Origin of the sequence: Glacieibacterium arshaanense (assembly GCF_004681125.1) — a bacterium.
Lineage (GTDB): Bacteria > Pseudomonadota > Alphaproteobacteria > Sphingomonadales > Sphingomonadaceae > Polymorphobacter_A > Polymorphobacter_A arshaanense.
Map to the genome: position 1 here is coordinate 137,283 of NZ_SIHO01000001.1, position 17,936 is coordinate 155,218.

Annotated in this window: 13 protein-coding genes; 7 read left to right on the top strand and 6 right to left on the bottom strand. The window is 65.8% G+C overall.

All coding sequences use genetic code 11. The annotated features are described in order from the left end of the window. The first annotated feature begins 81 nt into the window (after positions 1–81). The gene (locus EUV02_RS00630) at positions 82–1,422 is read left to right on the top strand and encodes an oxygenase MpaB family protein (RefSeq protein ID WP_135244305.1); all 1,341 of its coding nucleotides are present in this window, start codon (positions 82–84) and stop codon (positions 1,420–1,422) included. A 137-nt stretch (positions 1,423–1,559) separates the two neighbouring features. On the opposite strand, the gene EUV02_RS00635 is transcribed toward EUV02_RS00630, so the two are convergent. Together EUV02_RS00635 and EUV02_RS00640 are read right to left on the bottom strand one after the other, a co-directional pair. Then, entirely contained in the window at positions 1,560–4,766 is a 3,207-nt protein-coding gene (locus tag EUV02_RS00635; RefSeq protein ID WP_207790075.1) for an acetyl-CoA carboxylase family protein, read from the bottom strand. Continuing rightward, on the bottom strand, positions 4,766–6,169 hold the full coding sequence (locus EUV02_RS00640) for a M20/M25/M40 family metallo-hydrolase (RefSeq protein WP_135244306.1): 1,404 nt from the start codon (positions 6,167–6,169) through the stop codon (positions 4,766–4,768). The genes EUV02_RS00635 and EUV02_RS00640 overlap by 1 nt, the downstream gene beginning before the upstream one ends. Positions 6,170–6,292: 123 nt before the next feature. Between EUV02_RS00640 and EUV02_RS00645 the strand changes: the two genes are divergently transcribed. Beyond that, positions 6,293–7,372 (top strand): DUF2855 family protein, encoded by a 1,080-nt coding sequence (locus EUV02_RS00645; RefSeq protein ID WP_135244307.1) that lies wholly within the window; start codon positions 6,293–6,295, stop codon positions 7,370–7,372. A gap of 795 nt (positions 7,373–8,167) precedes the next feature. Here EUV02_RS00645 and EUV02_RS00655 read toward each other — a convergent pair. Genes EUV02_RS00655 through EUV02_RS00665 form a run of 3 tightly spaced genes read right to left on the bottom strand, consistent with a single transcriptional unit; the run spans position 8,168 to position 11,585 of the window. Continuing rightward, positions 8,168–9,445: an NRAMP family divalent metal transporter gene (locus EUV02_RS00655; RefSeq protein WP_135244309.1), complete on the bottom strand. Its 1,278-nt coding sequence runs from the start codon at positions 9,443–9,445 to the stop codon at positions 8,168–8,170. A gap of 9 nt (positions 9,446–9,454) precedes the next feature. Continuing rightward, complete coding sequence (locus EUV02_RS00660) at positions 9,455–10,468, bottom strand: hypothetical protein (RefSeq protein WP_135244310.1); 1,014 nt, start codon at positions 10,466–10,468, stop codon at positions 9,455–9,457. Positions 10,469–10,481: 13 nt separating this feature from the next. After that, positions 10,482–11,585 (bottom strand): HlyD family secretion protein, encoded by a 1,104-nt coding sequence (locus EUV02_RS00665; RefSeq protein ID WP_135244311.1) that lies wholly within the window; start codon positions 11,583–11,585, stop codon positions 10,482–10,484. A 96-nt stretch (positions 11,586–11,681) separates the two neighbouring features. Here EUV02_RS00665 and EUV02_RS00670 point away from each other — a divergent pair, with 96 nt between their 5' ends. From EUV02_RS00670 to EUV02_RS00685, 4 genes are all read left to right on the top strand, one after another. Then, the gene (locus EUV02_RS00670) at positions 11,682–12,320 is read left to right on the top strand and encodes a MarC family protein (protein ID WP_135244312.1); all 639 of its coding nucleotides are present in this window, start codon (positions 11,682–11,684) and stop codon (positions 12,318–12,320) included. A 104-nt stretch (positions 12,321–12,424) separates the two neighbouring features. Next, positions 12,425–13,588: a patatin-like phospholipase family protein gene (locus tag EUV02_RS00675; protein ID WP_135244313.1), complete on the top strand. Its 1,164-nt coding sequence runs from the start codon at positions 12,425–12,427 to the stop codon at positions 13,586–13,588. Positions 13,589–13,607: 19 nt separating this feature from the next. Then, positions 13,608–14,354 (top strand): acetoacetate decarboxylase, encoded by a 747-nt coding sequence (locus EUV02_RS00680; protein ID WP_135244314.1) that lies wholly within the window; start codon positions 13,608–13,610, stop codon positions 14,352–14,354. Beyond that, on the top strand, positions 14,354–15,139 hold the full coding sequence (locus tag EUV02_RS00685; RefSeq protein ID WP_135244315.1) for a 3-hydroxybutyrate dehydrogenase: 786 nt from the start codon (positions 14,354–14,356) through the stop codon (positions 15,137–15,139). The genes EUV02_RS00680 and EUV02_RS00685 overlap by 1 nt, the downstream gene beginning before the upstream one ends. Positions 15,140–15,280: 141 nt before the next feature. Here EUV02_RS00685 and EUV02_RS00690 read toward each other — a convergent pair whose 3' ends face one another. Further along, on the bottom strand, positions 15,281–16,537 hold the full coding sequence (locus EUV02_RS00690) for a dipeptidase (RefSeq protein ID WP_135244316.1): 1,257 nt from the start codon (positions 16,535–16,537) through the stop codon (positions 15,281–15,283). A gap of 138 nt (positions 16,538–16,675) precedes the next feature. Between EUV02_RS00690 and EUV02_RS00695 the strand changes: the two genes are divergently transcribed. Beyond that, on the top strand, positions 16,676–17,878 hold the full coding sequence (locus EUV02_RS00695) for an MFS transporter (protein ID WP_135245313.1): 1,203 nt from the start codon (positions 16,676–16,678) through the stop codon (positions 17,876–17,878). Positions 17,879–17,936 lie beyond the last annotated feature (58 nt).

The window sequence follows — 17,936 nt, forward strand, 5'->3', positions numbered from 1 at the left end:
CCGGCAGGTGCGATTTGCGCTTGCAACCGTCCCGCGCATTGCCTTCATAGCGGAATCGGCAGCCTGCAGGACATTTCCGTGATGAACGCACCCCTCCACCCCGAACTCTGGCAGCGCGCCCGCGCGCAAGCGGCGGCGGTGCCGGCGATTTACGGCAATGTCGATTTCGATGCGCAGCCCTTCCGCTTCGCCACCGCGCCCGATGATGTCTCGACCTTGCCCGAGGCGCTGACCGGCGAACGGCCGCGCGTGCTCGCCGATGCCGAAGCGGTCGATCTGGTGCGCGCCTATACGATGATGGGCGACATTGTTGCCGACGCCTATGCCGCGCTGATCCCGACCTACGGGCTGCAGACGCTGATCGCGATGCTGGTCACCGCGTGCGACAAGGGCATCGCAGCGGTTCCCGATGCACCCGCCGAACTCGCAGCGTTTATCGCGCATATGGAGCGTACGCCCGAATGGCTCGACATGGCGCTGGTCGAAGCCGGCGCGCGCCATGACCGCAACTCGACCGCGAACCTGTCGCCGTTCGTCATTCGCGGTGCGTTTCTGGCGACCTTCCTCAACAAATATTCGGCGCTGCCGATGGCGCTGACCGGCTCGTTGTCGAACGTCACCGCCGCCCGCCGCGTCAAAGAAACCGCGACGTTCTTCGCGACCACCGTGCTGCCCGGCGCGCTTGAACGCCACGGCCCCGGCTTCAAGGCAGCGGCGATGGTGCGACTGATGCATTCAATGGTGCGCTTCAACGTCATGCGCCGGCCCGGCATGTGGGACCTCGCGGAGTTCGGCGTGCCGATCCCGCAAGTCGACCAAATGCCCGCCGGGCTGATCCCGATTTTCCTGATGTCGTACGAAATCATCGGCAAGGGCGGCACGACCTTCTCGCCCGTCCAACGCGCACAGGTCGAACTGGCGCGTTACCGCTGCTACCTGCTCGGCCTGCCCGAAGAGCTGCTGCCCGACACGCCGCAAGGCATCGTCGACGTCATGAACACGCGGTTTGCGACGCTGCGCGACGGCTATGACGACGCCACCTGTGGTGCACTGCTGCGCGCGACAATGGCAACGCGGCTGTTCCCCGATGACAGCCTGAGCGCCTGGGTGTTCAACCGCATCGAGCACCGTTTCTCGCGCAAGTTCTTCGTGAACACCATGCTCGGCGGTAATACCGAACGCGCCGCGCAAGCCGGCGTCGTGCTCGACGGCCGCGACCACCTGCTCCACGGCGTCGCCAGCCTGTTCATCGTCGGGCGCATCATCGCCTACAAAGTCGCAGACCGCATTCCCGTGGTGCGCGATATCGTCGATCGGCGGCTGGTGCGCCGAATCGAACGCCAACTCGCACGCTACGGCCGCGCCGAATTCGTTAGCGACGGCGCGCACTACAAGCCGGCGGTGGTGGTGCCGGCGGAATAGAGGCTAAGGGCCTCCGGCGGGCAGGGGCTTGCCCCTGCACCCGAGAGTTTGCGGCGCGTGCGACCATCACCACCGGTGTCGGTTTGGGCGCAACCAACATTTGGGTGCAGGGGCAAGCCCCTGCCCGCCGGAGGCTCTTACCAATTGTCGACCATCCGACCGGTCGGCGCGACGCGCGGCAGTGCCGCCAGCGCGCGCGTCATCCAGTCGCGCGTGTCGGCGGGGTCAATGACCGCGTCGATTTCGAGGTAGGCGGCGATACTGACGGCCTTGCCGCGCGCATAGGATTTGGCGACGAGTTCGTCGAACAGCGCCTTGCGGGTCTCTTCGGTTTCGCACGCTGCAAGTTCCTTGGCGTAGCCGAGCCGGACGGCGCCTTCCAATCCCATGCCGCCGAACTCGGCAGTTGGCCAGGCGATGGTGAGCGCCGGGGCATGGAGGCTGCCGGCGCCCATCGCTTGCGCGCCGAGGCCGTAGGCCTTGCGCAGCACGACCATCAGCACTGGCACGCTGAGGCTGGCGCCGACGGTGAACATGCGCGAGCCGTGGCGCACTGCGCCGGTGACTTCGCTCGGCGGGCCGACCATGAAGCCCGGCGTGTCGCACAGGCTGATGATGGGAATACCGAACGCATCGCACAGCATCATGAAGTGCGCGGCCTTCGCGGCGCCGTCGCTGTCGATGGCGCCGCCAAGGTGTTTGGGGTCGTTCGCCAGATAGCCAACAGCGCGGCCGTTTAGCCGCGCGAAGCCGGTGAGCACGCCGATGCCCCAGCCGCGCCGCAATTCGAGGACACTGCCGCTGTCGAACAGCGTTTCGATGACCGACCGCACGTCGTACACGCGCAGGCGGTTTTCGGGGATGCTGTGGCGCAGCAAGCGCTGATCGGCGGCTTCGGTGACGGGCAGGTCGCCCTGGAAATAGCTCAACAACTGCTTGGTGAGTGCGGTGGCGTGCGGTTCGTCGTCGGCGACGATATCGACGACGCCGTTGCTCGCCATCACGCCGATCGGGCCGACTTCCTCGGGCTTGAAGTTGCCCAGCCCGCCGCCTTCGATCATCGCCGGACCGCCCAGCCCGATGGTGGAATCCCTGGTGGCGATGGTGATGTCGCACAGCCCGAACATCACCGCATTGCCGGCAAAGCACCGGCCCGAGGCGATGCCGATACGCAGGCAGGTGCCCGACAGTGCGGCGAGCGCGCGGAAGCTCGGCACGTCGAGTCCGGTGGCGCTGAAATGGTCGGTGTCGCCGGGCCGGCCGCCGCCGCCTTCGGCATACCAGACCAACGGCAGTGCCCAGTCGCGCGCCAGGTTGAGCATGCGGTCGGTCTTCTTGTGATTGGCGGTGCCCTGCGTGCCGGCGAAGACGGTGTAGTCGTACGACAGCACCATGACGCGCGACTTTTCAGGCCCGAAGACGTCACCGTTGACGCTGGCGGTACCGGCGATCAGCCCGTCGGCGGGCGAGATCTTGAGCAGATGCTCGCGCGGGTGGCGCTTGAGCTGCGCGGCAAAGGTCAGCGCGCCATATTCGTTGAAGCTGCCGGGATCGATGAGTTCGGCGATGTTCTCGCGCGCGGTGCGCTGGCCGGTCTTGCGGCGGCGGGCGACGGCATCGGGGCGCTGCGGATCGAGCGTCGCGGCGGTGCGCGCCAGCAGGTCGGCGAGGTCGGGGCGGATATGGTCGGGGTCGGGGGCCTCGGCAACAATCGCGCTGCCGCCTTCGACTTCGGCGGGTTCGACCAGCACCAGCGCGCCGCCGTCGTTCGCCACCGCGCCGACCTGCGCGTCGATGCGCCGGACGATGCCCGACAGCTGTGCGGTGACGACATGCTCCATCTTCATCGCTTCGAGCACCGCGACCTGCTGGCCGACGCGCACCGCGTCACCGACCGCAACCGACACCGCGACGACCAGCCCCGACAGCGGCGCGGGGATGCCGACAAGTCCTTCGGGCACGACTTGCGCGACGGCAGCTTCGCTGACGGGCAGCGTCGCCACCAAGTCAGCAGTGACCGCATCGACAAGGCTGGTGGTCATCCGGTCGCCGACGACATCGGGATGCGCGATCAGCGCGCGCAGGAAGCCGGTGTTGGTGGCAGGGCCGTCGATAACGCATTCGCCGAGCGCGCGGTCGAGCAGCGCCAATGCGCCGCGCAAGTCGGAACCACGCGCGATGACCTTTGCGAGCAAAGAATCGAACGCCGGATTGGGCTGCGTGCCGGTGCGCGCGAAGCCGTCGACGCGGATGCCGGGACCGCTGGGGGCTTCGTAGCGCGTGATCGCCGCATGGCTGGCGCGCAAGGCCCCGTCGGCGCTGACGCTTTCGGCGTTGACGCGCGCCTGCACCGCAACGCCGCGATGGCCCGACGGCAACGCGAGGTCGCCCAGTTTCGCGCCCGCCGCAATACGGATCTGCGTCGCCACCAGGTCGATGTCGGTGACTTCTTCGGTGACGGTGTGTTCGACCTGCAGCCGCGGGTTCATTTCGATGAAGGCGAAGATCTCGGCGTCATCGGCGTCGAGCAGGAATTCGACGGTGCCGAGGCTGTCATAGTGCGCGGCGCGCCCCAGCCGCAGCGCGGCATCGAGCAGCGCGGTTTCGGTACCGGCAGGCAGATGCGCCGGCGCAATTTCAATGAGCTTCTGGTGGCGGCGCTGCAGGCTGCATTCGCGCGTGCCGGCATGGGTTAGCCCACCATGACGGTCGCCGATCAACTGCACCTCGATATGGCGGGCGCGCGACATATAGGCTTCGAGATAGACGCGGCCGTCGCCGAACGCCGCCTGCGCTTCGCTCGACGCGCGGGCATAGGCTTCGGGCAGGTCGGCAGCGCGCGTGACGATGCGCATGCCGCGCCCACCGCCTCCCGCCAGCGCCTTGATCATCACCGCGCCGAGCTTGGCGAACGCTTTTTCCGCCTCCTCCAGACTGACCGCGCCGGTGCCGCCGAGCACGGGTACGTTCGCGGCTTCGGCAGCGGCGCGCGCTGCGGCCTTGTCGCCGAACAAGGTGAGGGCGGCCGGCGCTGGGCCAACGAAGGTGATCCCCGCCGCAGCGCAGTCGGCGGCGAACGCAGCGTTTTCGCTGAGGAACCCATATCCCGGATGCAGCGCGTCGCAGCCCGCCGCCTTGGCGGCGGCAATGACCGCAGCGCCGTCGAGATAGGCGCGCGGGCCGCGGACGGGCAGCGCGCCGCCGCTGGTCGCGGCCAGCACGTGCGGCGAAGCGGCGTCATCTTCGGAAAACGCCGCGACCGAGGCGATGCCGAGCCCGGCAGCAGCGCGTGCGATGCGGACGGCAATTTCGCCGCGATTGGCAATGAACAGGCGTTTGAACATCAGGGCTTGTCCGTTTTGGTCGGTGTGAAGAATGCGCCGGCGGGACCGGGGAATTCGATCGGGCTGGCAAAGCCCGCCGCCGAAACCGACGACACGCCGAAGAACCAGGTGTCGATGGTGACGCCGGGCAAGGTGACCGAGGTGCTGCCGTCGCCGACGCTGCGCTTGTGCGGCCACTGCGCCGCGTCGGTGGCGCGCCACCACACGTCGTACGACGCCGCGCCCGGCACCGCCGACCAGCTGACCTTGGTATCGGGCGATACCGAGCCTTCGATGGTCACCGTATCGGGCGGCGGCGGGGCAGACGCCAGCGCGGCAATCGCCACGACATTGAGCCGCGTGACGTTGGCGAGATAAGTGAAATCGACGCCGCTAAGCACATCGCCATAGACGCGGCCGTTTTCGGTGCGCAGGTCTTGATGCTGGCGGTCGTAATGTTCCTGCATTTCGGTAAGGCGCACCGCCGGATAGCCAGCCTCGAGCATCGGCACCTGGTCGCCGCCGCGCGCGTAGCGATCAGTGCGATAGACCATCGTCACGTCGAACGGCGCCAGATAGCGTTCGGCGAGCCCGTCGATGAACCGCGCGAGGTTGCGTGCCGGGCTATCGACTTCGCCGCCGTTGTAGCGCCGCGCGTTCGCCTGCTCGGGGGTTTCGACCGCCTTGGTGCCTTCGGAGAACACACGCACATGCGTCGCGTCCTTGACGCCGCTGCTGCCGGTCGAATTGCCGATAATGTCGTTGTTGAGCACGGCTTCGACCTTCCAGCCCTGCGCCCTGGCGTATTTCGCCAGCAGCTTGCCGCCGAGCAGCCCCTGCTCCTCGCCCGACAGCACCGCGTAGACGATGGTGGCGTCGAACTTGTGCCGCGACAAAACCCGCGCCGCTTCGATGACGGCGGCGGTGCCCGACCCATCGTCATTGGCGCCGGGCGCGTCGCTCGTAGCGTTGATCGGATCGCTGACGCGCGAATCGATGTGGCCCGACATGATGATGACGCGGTTGGGGTCGCCGGTACCGCGCTGGACGGCAAGCACGTCGACGATTTCGACGCTGGTCGGGATGCGCTTGCCGGTGAAGGTTTCGGCGGGTGTGGCAACGCTCAGGCAGCCACCGCAGGCCTTTGAGAAGTCGGCGAAGCGCCCGGCAGTCCAGCGCCGCGCCGCGCCGATGCCGCGCGTTGGTGACGCTGTATCCGACAGCGAATGGCGCGTGCCGAAACCGACCAGCGCGGTCAGCGACTTGCGCAGCTCGGCTTCCGACACATCGGCGGCGACTGATTTGAGCAACGGTTGCGTGGCAATCGTGGGTGGTGCCGCTGGCGCGGGCGGGGGGGCCGCCGGTGCGGCCGAAACAGCTGCACCCGCCAGCGTCAACGCCACCATCAGCACCTGCTTGCGCATTCTATAATCTCCTGCCCCGTTGGACTTACCGTGGCGGCGCAGGCGGCGTGATGCAAGCCCGCTTGCCAGCGGCTTCATTCATCCGCAAAACGCTGTTCAGCCCATTGACCGGAGTCATCCGCCGTGACCAACACCACCACCGAGTTCCGCGTCCGCCGCCAGGACCTGCGCAAGACCGAAGTCGCGCACACCTTCGCCGAACCCGCCGAGGGCCAGGTGCGCTTCGCCATCGACGCCTTCGCGCTGACATCGAACAACATCACCTACGGCGCGTTCGGCGAGGCGATGAAATACTGGAACTTCTACCCGGCGCCCGACGGCTGGGGCATCATCCCGGTCTGGGGCTTCGCCACAGTAGTCGAATCGCGCGCGCTCGGCTTCGCGCCGGGCGACCGCTATTACGGCTATTGGCCGATGGCGAGCCACGCCATCCTGACGCCCGGCAAGGTGCGCCCCGACAGCTTCAGCGACATCGCCGAACATCGCGCCGGGCTGGCGTCAGCGTACAACGGCTATACCCGCGCCAAGTCCCCCACTAATGCCGACGACGACGCGCGCTACGCGCTGTTCCGCGGGCTCTACATTACCTCGTTCCTGATCGACGACTATCTCCCCGAAGTCGCGCCCGGCGTCACCCAGGTGCTGCTGTCGAGCGCGTCATCAAAGACCGCGATCGGGCTGGCACAGGCGCTCAAGGTGCGCGGCGGCGTCAAGGTCGTTGGGCTGACGTCGGGCGCCAACGCCGATTTCGTCATGCACACCGGCGTCTATGACAGCGTCGTCAGCTATGACGCGATCGAAACGCTCGACCCGTCGCTACGCAGCGCCTTCGTCGATTTCGCCGGCAACGAGGCCACGCGCGCCCGCGTCCACCGCCACTTCGGCGATGCGCTCGCCACCAGCCTGATGATCGGCGCCACCGACTGGGATTCGCCGCGCGGCGGCGGCGGCGACCTGCCCGGTCCCAAGCCCGAAATGTTCTTCGCGCCCAGCGTTCTGGCGCAACGCATCGCCGAATGGGGCCCGGGCGGCTTCGACAGCCGGCTTACCGCCGCGTGGGAAAGCTTCCTCGACTCCACCGAAGGCTGGCTCGAAATCGTCCGCGACCGCGGCGCGGTTTCGGCCGAAAAGCACTACCGTGACTTGCTCGAGGGGCGGGCTTCGCCAAAGCAGGGCGTGATTCTGACGCTGCTCGACGCATAGAGCCTCCGGCGGGCAGGGCCTTGGCCCTGCACCCGAATAATTTACTCCGCACACTTTCTGCTCCCCTCCCTGCAAGGGAGGGTCGGGGGTGGGCTTTAGCTGCCTGTCTGCTAACGACTCCGTGTCGGACATGCGGCAGCGTTCATTGTTACCCCGGAAGTTGTCATTGACCGAAGAACCGTGTCCGCTACCATCGGAAAATCACGACTGGGCATTTCAATCTGTCGATGGGTCGAACCTATGTATAAATTATTAATGTACATGGCTTCATTTGTTTTATTGCCAATTGGCATATTGTTACTGATATTTGACAGATCTTGGGTAGGAATTTCTATTTCTATTTTTTGTGTATTTTACTTTTTCAGGTCACGCAAAAAAATTGAGAATATGAACTCTAAAAATAGATCGTCATTTCAAAATGACTATACAGTTGATCATAATCTGTCGGATGACGTGAAATTCATTCCGGAAGTATCTCTCGCAATTTCAGCATTATCTTGGATAGCAATGCAAAATTATCTATTTATGAACTTTTCTTTATACGCATTTTCGATCTGCGGCATGGTGTTTGGAGTGGCCGCGCTGATGGACGTATTGCCAATACCGAGAAAGTTTTGATGGCAATTTGCCTGCAAGCCCATCGTATTTGCGCGTTGAATTGGTCGCTTCGAATGGCAGCTGAGCCAACCTTTGTGCCGACACCCGCCAGTCAGCTAACCACCCCATTCCAGTCATTAGCCAATCAATCGGGTGCAGGCCTCAGGCCTGCCCGCCGGAGGCTCCTTCGTCCCCTCGTCAGATCACGAAGAACAACACCGACGCCGTCGCCATCACCGCGGTCGCCAGCCATCCGCCGATGGTCAGGCCGCGTGACAGCACCATGCCGCCCATTGCCGTCTTGTTGCGGGCGATCAGCATCATCACCGCCATGACGGGGGCGGCGAGCACGCCGTTGACGACGGCGGCCCAGTACAGCGCACGCACGGCGTTGAGGCCAATGAAGGTGAGCGCGACACCGCCGAGTGTGGCCACCGCGATGGTGGTGTAGAAGGCGCGTGCTTCGCTGGGGCGGGCCTCGAGGCTTTCGGTCCAGCCGAAGACCTCGCTGACGGCATAGGCGGCCGCACCCGCGAGCACCGGTACGGCGAGCAGCCCGGTGCCGATGATGCCGAGCGCGAACAGCGCGAAGGCGAACTCGCCGGCGATCGGCAGTAGCGCTTGGGCGGCCTGAGCGGAGGTTTCGATCTGGGTGATGCCGTTGGCATGCAGTGTTGCCGCGGTGGCGAAGATGATGGCGATACCGACGAGGCTCGACACGGCCATGCCGATCAGCGTGTCGAGGCGGATGCGTTCGAATTCGTGCTTGGCGCGGTAGGGCGCGGTCATCAGTGGCTTGATGTGGCGCCGCCGGCCTTCCTCGACTTCCTGGGCTGCCTGCCAGAAAAACAGATAGGGGCTGATTGTCGTGCCGAGGATGGCAACCATCGCCATGGTGTGCGCCTTGTCGAACTGGAAGCTGGGCACGACCAGCGACAGCAGCGCCTTGCCCCACGGGATGCCGGCGACCATGACCACCGCGACATAGGCGAACAGCGACAGCGTCGCCCATTTGAGCAGTCCGGCGTAGCGTTGGTAGGGCACCAGCACTTCGATCGCGACACACAGCAGCCCGAAGCCGATGGTGTACGCCCATTCAGGGCCGCCGACCAGCAGCCCGAGTGCGGCGCCCATCGCGCCAAGGTCGGCGCCAAGGTTGATTGTGTTGGCGATAATCAGCAGCAGCACGATGAAATACAGCAGCGCCTTGGGGTAGTGGAGCTTGAGGTTCTGCGCGATGCCGCGGCCGGTGACGCTGCCAATACCTGCCGAAACGCCCTGGATGACGCTCATCAGCGGGAAGCTGAACAGCATCGTCCACGCCATACTGTAGCCGAACGCCGCGCCGATCTGGCTGTGCGTGGCGATGCCGCTGGGGTCATCATCGGCGGCGCCGGTGACGAGACCCGGCCCGAGCCGCGACCACAGGCTGGGCTTGGGCTTGGCGGGCGCATCGGGCGTGTGATGGCGGTGCATGCGACGTGCTTAGGGGATGCGTGGTGTCGGCGCCAGCCGCGCATTGCGGTCGAGGTGCCAGAGCAAGGTGTGGCGCAGGCCGATGGCAATGGCGATGCCGCCGAGCGTGTAGAGCAGGAACACCACCAGCTTCTTGTCATCGACGCTGCCGTTGCCGCCGATCAGCACGAACAGCGACACCAGCCCGGCCGAAGCGGTTTGCGCCGTCGCCGGATGGGTCAGCCGGCGGCCGACGCCGAGCACGATCAGTGCCGCCATCAGGCCCGCCATCAGCGGCGTCTGGACGATGAAGGTGACGTTGCGGATGAAGAAGGCGCCGGCGACACCCGCGGCGGTGGCGGCCATCGTCATGCCCGCGGTCTTGATACCGGCGCGTGGATCGACCGCAGCGAGCACGGTGCTGGCGATCATCAGCAGCCGCAGCGCGCTTTGGGCGTCAAAGCGCAGCGTCAGCGCGATGAGCAGCACGAGAATGGCGGCGCTGACGGCGCTGTCGATCGCCGAGCGCGGTGCGGCAGGGATGGCGGCGCTCGCGGCGGCGGCAGGGCCGGGGAAGACCAGCCACGCCAGAATGACGCCGATCACCGCGCAGCCGGCGAGCAACATCAACAGCACCGCCATACCCTGCGCAAAGCCCGCCGACAGCGGCACCAGCGGCCCGAACATCACCAGCAGCGGCAGCGTCAGCGCCACCACCGGCGCCAGTTTCGGATGCGCCTGCAACCGGTAGGCGAAGAACAGCGCGACGCCGACAATCGTCAGATACGCCGCGCGGTTGCCGAGCAGCGGCGTCAGCAGCAGCGTCAACCCCTGCGCGACGACGGCGACGAGCACCACCATCAGCAGCGCGGTCTTGATACTGAAGGTGTCGAGCAGGCCGCCGAGCGCGGTCACCACCAGCACCGGCGCGATGTAGCCGATCGGCAGCCGCAGCCAATAGGCCAGCCACATCGCCACCGCGACGGCGAACGCCGTGCGCAGCACGCGCGGGCCGCTGCGCGCCCATTCGGCGGCAGCTGACATAGGCCCGGCAGCGTCAGCTGACATACGAAAGATAAGAGCGCAGCGTCAGCACCCAGCGGTTGAGCGTCTTCATGAATCCCGCGTCGCCGGTTTCGACCATGACGCTGGCCTGCGAACCGAGCCGCAGCCCGGGCGGGACCTGCCCCGACGGATCAAAGGCGATGCGGATCGGCAAGCGCTGCGAACTGCTCAGCCAGCTCGAACTCGGCGCCTGTACCAGCGACCCCGTTGGCGCGCTCTGGTTCGGCGTCGAGATACCACCACCGAGCCCGACAACCTTGCCCGTGAACAGTTTGCCGGGGAACATGTCGAGCGCGATCAGCACGCGGTCGCCGAGCCGGACATTGCCGATCTGGTTTTCGGTGAAATAGCCGATCAGTCCGGCGCGACTGACATCGATCAGGCTGATCAGCGGCGTGCCGGCCTTGGCATAGGAACCGTGGCCGATCTGCAGGTTCGAGATATAGCCGTCGACTGGCGCGGTGACCTTGGTCCATTCGAGGTTGGCGCGGGCGCTGTCGACCGCCGCAACCGCGGCGCGCAGCTGCGGGTTGGCGCTGCCCGTCGGGCCGAGCTGCTGCAGCGCACCCGCCAGTTGCGCTTCGGCCTGAACGACGCCGGCTTCGGCGGACGCCAGCTTGGCCATTGTCGCCTCGAGCTTGGCGCGCGTCGCATAGCCGACTTCGAGCAGCTTGGCGGTGCGGTCATTGTCCTGTTGCGCCTCGACCAGCTGCGCCTTGCGCGAGGTCAGCACGGCACGTGCCGAGTCGACCGCAGCGGCCGCGGCGCCGACCGACTGCTGCGCAGCGCCATATGACGCGCGCGCGCTTTCGAGCGCGATGCGGTAGTTTGTCGGGTCGATTCGTGCGAGCAACTGGCCCTTGGTGACACGGCTGTTGTCGGTGACCGGCACGCTGAGAATTTCACCACTGACCTGCGGCGTCACCGGCACCACCAGCGTTTCGGCGGTCGTCTGATAGGTGATAGGTGCCAGCCGGTCGGCGGCGATATTATAGGCGAGCAGCGCCAGCAGCAGACCGGCGACGATGTAGGTCCAGCGCCGCACCGGATCGGGCTGCGCCGCAGGCGCCGGGTCCGGTTCGGTCGTTTCGCTCATCCTTTACCTCTTGCATCCCGCAGGCTCCGGTCTATTCGACTTCGGCGTGCCGTGCTAGCCTGCGGCGCATACCGGTACCGTTGCAGGGGATGTATCGTGATTTCCAGTTTTCCCGAAATGGTCATCATCCTGTCGATCGTCGCGTTCGCGACGAAGGCGGCGGCGTATTTCGCTGCCGAAGCCGGACACCTGACGCTGTCCGAACGCCGCGGGGTCGCGATAAAATCGGTGCTGGTGCAGGCGGTGGTGCTGTCGATCTTTGTCGCGCGCGGCCCGAATATCCTGGCATTCTTCCATGTGTCGATTGCCGCGCTCGAAGTGGCGGGCGGGCTGATCCTGCTGCTGTTCGCCATCGGGCTGGTGCTTGGCGAAGGCCATGACAATGCCGAAGGCGCAAAACGCGTCGGCCCCGAGATGGCGATCTATCCGCTCGCGGTGCCGCTGCTGGCGTCGCCACAGGCGATTGTTGCGATCACCATTTTCTCGACGCAGATGGGCCCCGGCAACCGGCAGCTGCTGTGGGCCGGGCTGGGGACGATCATCGCCGGCAACCTCGCGGTGATGCTCGGCGTCGCGCAGGTCATCGGCGGTGAGAAAAAGTCGGGCGGCGGCGGTTTTTCGGCGGTGCTGCTGCGTGTCGTGGCGCTGCTGCTGGCGGCGCTGGCGGTCGAAATCATCGCGCTCGGCCTGCGCGGCTACGGTGTGCTGCCGCCGATGCCGGCTGCGGCACACTAACGCATCGCCGCGCTTGACCGGTGGCGTTCGCCGCCCGACCGGTCTATGCTGCACTGCAACGTGAATTGGCGCAATCTGCATTGGCATTGACGGAAGGCCGCAACATGGCCGTTTTCTCGCGCACCGAGTCTCTTAACGGCCGCAAGCTGCCGTTCGAGCGTGTGGCGCTGTTGCTGCAGGGCGGCGGCGCGCTCGGCTCCTATCAGGCCGGTGTCTATGAGGCGCTCCACGAAGGCAAGATCGAGCCCGACTGGGTCGCGGGCATTTCGATCGGGGCGATCAACAGCGCGATCATTGCCGGCAATGCACCTGCGCAGCGCATCGAAAAGCTGCGGGCGTTCTGGGACCAGGTCAGCTCGGCGCCCGACTATGGCGTCGCCGACTATTGGCTGGCACTGTGGCAGGGCGATCTGGCGCGCAGCTGGGCCAACCGGCTGACGGCGGCGCGCACCATGACCGCTGGCGCGCCGGGGTTTTTCGCCACGCGCATGCCGCCGCCGATGCTGCTGCCGACCGGCGCCGAGGGCGCGACGAGCTTCTATGACACCGCCGGGCTCAAGGCGACGCTTGAACGGCTGGTTGATTTCGACCGCATCAATGCGCCGGGCGCGATGCGCTTCAGCGTCGGTGCGGTCAACATCCGCACCGGCAATTTCGAATATTTCGACAACAGTACGCACAGCATCCGTGCCGCGCACATCATGGCCAGCGGCGCACTGCCGCCGGGGTTTCCCGCCGTTGAAATCGACGGAGAATTCTATTGGGACGGCGGCGTCGTCTCGAACACGCCGCTCGACTGGATCCTGTCGAACCTGCCGCTGCTCGACACGCTGGCGTTCCAGGTCGATTTGTGGAGCGCCCGCGGCCACGTACCGCGCAATCTCGGCCAGGTCGCCGAGCGACTCAAGGAAATCCAGTATTCAAGCCGCACGCGCGCCAGCACCGACCATTTCCGCGAGCTGCAATCGGCGCGCTCGCTGGTCCAGGCGCTGCTCGACAAGCTGCCCGACGACTTGAAGCTCAGCACCGAGGCCGCCGAACTGTGCCGGCTCGCCGACCCGTCGGTGCATAACATCGTCCAGCTGATCTACAAATCACCGCCGCACGAGCTCGAATCGAAAGACTATAATTTCTCGCGCGCCGCGATGGAGTCGCATTGGGCGCAGGGCTATGCCGACGCCGCGCGCACGCTGGCGCAACCGCAGGTTTTCGAACGCCCGCATGACAGCAACGGCGTCCAGACTTTCGATTTCTGCGGCGTACGTTGAACCCCGGGAGCCGCACACGATGAACATCGACGACGTCCGCAAGAATGCCTTCGCGATGCCGCTGACCAGCCCGGCGTTTCCCCCGGGGCCGTACCGCTTCGTCAACCGCGAATACATGATCATCACCTATCGCACCGACATGGATGCGTTGCGCGCGGTCGTGCCCGAGCCGTTGATGGTCACCGAGCCGCTGGTCAAATACGAGTTCATCCGCATGCCCGATTCGACTGGGTTCGGCGACTATACCGAAAGCGGCCAGGTCATCCCGGTGACGTTCGAAGGCCGCGCCGGCAGCTACACGCACGCGATGTATCTGAACGATCACCCACCGATTGCCGGCGGCCGTGAGTTGTGGGGGTTTCCGAAGAAGCTCGCGGCGCCGTCGCTGACCGCCAATGTCGATGCGCTGGTCGGCCGGCTCGACTATCACGGCATTCCGGTCGCGCTCGGCACGATGGGCTACAAGCATCGCGCGCTCGACCTTGCGCCGGTGCTGGCGTCGATGCTGGCGCCCAATTTCCTGCTCAAGATCGTCCCGCATGTCGATGGCACCCCACGTATTTGCGAGATCGTCGAATATGAACTCACCGACATCAACCTGAAGGGCGCTTGGACCGGCCCGGCGGCGCTCAGCCTCACGCCGCACGCGCTCGCGCCTGTGGCCGATTTGCCGGTGCTCGAAATTATCTCGGCGACGCATATCGTCGCCGACCTGACGCTCGGCCTCGGCCGCGTGGTGTTTGATTATCTTGGAAAGGACGTTTGATGGGACAGTTGCAGGACAAGGTCGCGGTCGTCACCGGCGCGGCAAGCGGCATCGGCAAGGACATTGCCAACCTGTTCCTTGCAGAGGGCGCCAAGGTCGCGATTGCCGACCTCAACATCGACGCCGCGAACGCCACCGCACTTGAGTTTGACCCGACGGGCACGCGCGCGATGGGCGTCGCGATGAACGTCACCGACGAAGCCCAGGTCAACGCCGGCGTCGAGGCGGTGGCCGCAAAGTTCGGCGGCATCGACATTCTGGTGTCGAACGCCGGCATCCAGATCGTCGCGCCGATCGTCGATTTCGCCTTCGACGACTGGAAGAAGCTGCTCGCCATCCACCTCGACGGCGCCTTCCTGACCACCAAGGCCTGCCTCAAGCACATGTACGCCCAGGGCCGCGGCGGCAGCGTCATCTACATGGGCTCGGTGCACTCCAAGGAAGCGTCGAAGCTCAAGGCGCCCTATGTCACCGCCAAGCACGGGCTGATCGGGCTGTGCAAGGTCGTCGCCAAGGAAGGTGCCGAGTTCGGCGTCCGCGCCAACGTCATCTGCCCCGGCTTCGTGCGCACGCCGCTGGTCGAAAAACAGATCCCCGAACAGGCGAAGGCGTTCGGCATTTCGGAGGAAGCGGTCATCAAGACGGTGATGCTCAAGGACACCGTCGACGGCGAATTCACCACCGTCGATGACGTCGCGCGCACTGCGGTGTTCCTCGCGGGCTTCCCGACCAACGCGCTGACGGGCCAGTCGATTGTCGTCAGCCATGGTTGGTACATGCAGTAGGGAAGACCTGAGGGCCTCCGGCGGGCAGGGGCTTGCCCCTGCACCCATCAATTGGAGGCGCGCTCGACAATCACCGCCGGTGCCGGTTTGGGCACGACCAATATATGGGTGCAGGGGCAAGCCCCTGCCCGCCGGAGGCCCCTAATTCTTGTCCATCTCCGCTTCCGACCGCGTCTCGACTGCAGCGCCCTTCATCGACGCCGACACCGCCTCGGCGCGTTCCATGACGCGCAGGATATTGCCGCCCGCGAGCTTGGCGACATCGGCGTCGCTCCAGCCGCGGCGCATCAGTTCGGCGAGCAGCGCCGGATAGGTTTCGACGCCTTCGAGTCCGACGGGGGTTTCTTCGATGCCGTCGAGGTCGGCGCCGAGCCCGACATGGTCGTGGCCGGCGATTTTGGCGATATGGTCAATATGGTCGGCGACGGTGGCCAGTGCGGTGACCGGGCGCGGGTGCGCCTTGTCCCACGCGTCGAGTGCGGCGTCGACCTTGGCGGTGGGTTCGCCCATCATCGTGGCGCCCAGGCGGGCGGCTTCGGCGCCGCGGGCGGCGCTCCAGTCGCGGCGCGCCTGGTTGATGAACAGCGGATAGTAGTTGACCATGACGACGCCGCCGTTCGCCGCGACCAGCGGCAGCACGTCATCGGGGACATTGCGGGGGTGGTCGTCGAGCGCGCGCGCCGATGAATGCGAATAGATGACCGGCGCCTTGGTGGTGGCGAGCACCGCTTTCATCGTCGCAGGGGACACGTGGCTGAGGTCGACGAGCATGCCGATGCGGTTCATTTCGGCGACGACGGCACGACCGAATGGCGTCAGGCCATTGTGCAGCGGCGGCTGGTTGGCGCTGTCGGCCCAGTCGTTATGCTGCACGTGCGTCAGCGTCATATAGCGCGCGCCGAGCGCGTAATATTGGCGCAGCACCGCGAGGCTGTTGTCGATCTGGCTGCCGCCTTCGACGCCCATCAGCGAAGCGACTTTGCCGGCCTTGTGGATACGGCGGATGTCGGCGGCAGTGCCGGCGAGTTCGAAGGTGCCGGGGTAGCGTGCGATGATGCCGCGGACGAGGTCGATCTGCTCAAGCGTCGCCTTGACCGCGGCCGGGCCGGTGACTTGCGCCGGGACATAGACCGACCAGAATTGCCCGCCGACCATGCCGGCGCGCAGCCGCGGAATGTCGGTGTGCAGCGGCTTCTTGAAAGCCCGTGCGTCGGCCGACAGGTCGACGGTCCACCATTTCTCGCCGAACTGGTCGCGCAGCTGTTCGGCCCAGTCATTGTGGCCATCGATCAGCGGCGTCGCCTTGAGCACGCGCGCGACGCGCGCATCATAGCCGGGCGCGGCGGCCAGCACCGGTTGGGCCAGCAGCAGCGCTGCGATAAGGGCCTTGTGAAGCATGAAATCCCCGCTTTGACAGTTTGCCCGACATGGCTACGCTGTTCGGACGCGCTGTAGAAGGGCAAATCCCGCGTGGCGCCGGACAGGGGAGTTTTCGTGGCCGAACAGTTGGATGGAGCGCTGCAGTCGACACGCGGCATGCGCCGCGTGCTGGTCGCGCTGATCTTTGTCGCGGTGTCGCTCAACTATGTCGACCGGCAGGTGCTCGCGCTGCTCAAGCCGACGCTCGAAGCCGAATTCAACTGGACGGACCAGGAATTCGCGCATCTGGGGTCGGTGTTCCAGATTGCGGCTGCAGCGGCTTTGCTGTTCGTCGGCTGGTTTGTCGACAAGATCGGCGTGCGCTGGGCACTCGGGCTCGGCGTCGCGGTGTGGAGCGCCGCCGGCATGGCGCATGCCTTTGCCAGTTCAGTGCAGCAATTCGTCGTGGCGCGTGCGGCGCTGGCGGCGGCGGAATCGATCGGCACGCCGTCGGCGGTCAAGGCCGGCGCGGTCTATCTGCCGCTGAAAGAGCGCTCGCTCGGGCTCGGGCTTTTCAACACCGCGCCCAACATCGGCGCGATCCTGACGCCGTTGCTGATCCCGCCGCTGGCGCTGATGTGGGGCTGGCGCGCGGCGTTTCTGGTGACCGGCGGGCTGGGGTTTGTCTGGTTGATTTTCTGGTGGCTCGGCACGCGCAATCTGCGGCCAGTGGCAACGACGACCAGCGCCGCGCAGGACGCACATGAAACGCGCTGGTCGGTGCTGCTGACGGATCGGCGCAGCTGGGCCGTCGCCGGCGCCAAGGCGCTGACCGACCAGGTGTGGTGGTTTGTGCTGTTCTGGATGCCCGACTTCTTCCACCGGCAGTTCGGCATGGCGCAGGCCGATCTGGGCTATCCGATTGCCATCATCTTCACGCTGGCGGCGCTGGGAGCGCTGTCGTCGGGGTTGCTGTTTCCGCGGTTGCTCGACCGCGGACTGAGCGTCAACGCGGCGCGCAAGACCTCGATGCTGTTCTATGCGACGCTGATCCTGCCGATGGCGCTGGCTTTGTATACATCGAGCCCGTGGATTGCCGCCGGGCTGATCGGGCTGGCGTTGTTCGCGCACCAGGGGTTTTCGACGAATATCTTCGGGCTGACCGCGGATGTGGTGCCGTTGCCACGCGTGGCGCGGGTGATTGCACTGGGGGCGGTGTGCGGGAATCTGACGGGGGCGGGGATTATCGAGCTGTCGGGTTGGTCACTCACCAACGGGGTCGGTTATTGGCCGATGTTTGCGATTTGCTCGGTGGCGTATTTTCTAGCGACGGCTTGGGTCCATTTGTTGGTGCCGGTGGTGCGGCCCAGTCATGCTTAGGCGTGGGTAGAAGAGAAGTAGGGCAGGAAGTAAGAGCGTCGTGGCAAAGCCACGCCGT

Bases quoted from the DNA above. Each gene is read 5' to 3' on its own strand.
- EUV02_RS00630 (WP_135244305.1), top strand. From the start codon at position 82: ATGAACGCACCCCTCCACCCCGAACTCTGGCAGCGCGCCCGCGCGCAA.
- EUV02_RS00635 (WP_207790075.1), bottom strand. From the start codon at position 4,766: ATGTTCAAACGCCTGTTCATTGCCAATCGCGGCGAAATTGCCGTCCGC.
- EUV02_RS00640 (WP_135244306.1), bottom strand. From the start codon at position 6,169: ATGCGCAAGCAGGTGCTGATGGTGGCGTTGACGCTGGCGGGTGCAGCT.
- EUV02_RS00655 (WP_135244309.1), bottom strand. From the start codon at position 9,445: ATGCACCGCCATCACACGCCCGATGCGCCCGCCAAGCCCAAGCCCAGC.
- EUV02_RS00660 (WP_135244310.1), bottom strand. From the start codon at position 10,468: ATGTCAGCTGCCGCCGAATGGGCGCGCAGCGGCCCGCGCGTGCTGCGC.
- EUV02_RS00665 (WP_135244311.1), bottom strand. From the start codon at position 11,585: ATGAGCGAAACGACCGAACCGGACCCGGCGCCTGCGGCGCAGCCCGAT.
- EUV02_RS00675 (WP_135244313.1), top strand. From the start codon at position 12,425: ATGGCCGTTTTCTCGCGCACCGAGTCTCTTAACGGCCGCAAGCTGCCG.
- EUV02_RS00680 (WP_135244314.1), top strand. From the start codon at position 13,608: ATGAACATCGACGACGTCCGCAAGAATGCCTTCGCGATGCCGCTGACC.
- EUV02_RS00685 (WP_135244315.1), top strand. From the start codon at position 14,354: ATGGGACAGTTGCAGGACAAGGTCGCGGTCGTCACCGGCGCGGCAAGC.
- EUV02_RS00690 (WP_135244316.1), bottom strand. From the start codon at position 16,537: ATGCTTCACAAGGCCCTTATCGCAGCGCTGCTGCTGGCCCAACCGGTG.
- EUV02_RS00695 (WP_135245313.1), top strand. From the start codon at position 16,676: ATGCGCCGCGTGCTGGTCGCGCTGATCTTTGTCGCGGTGTCGCTCAAC.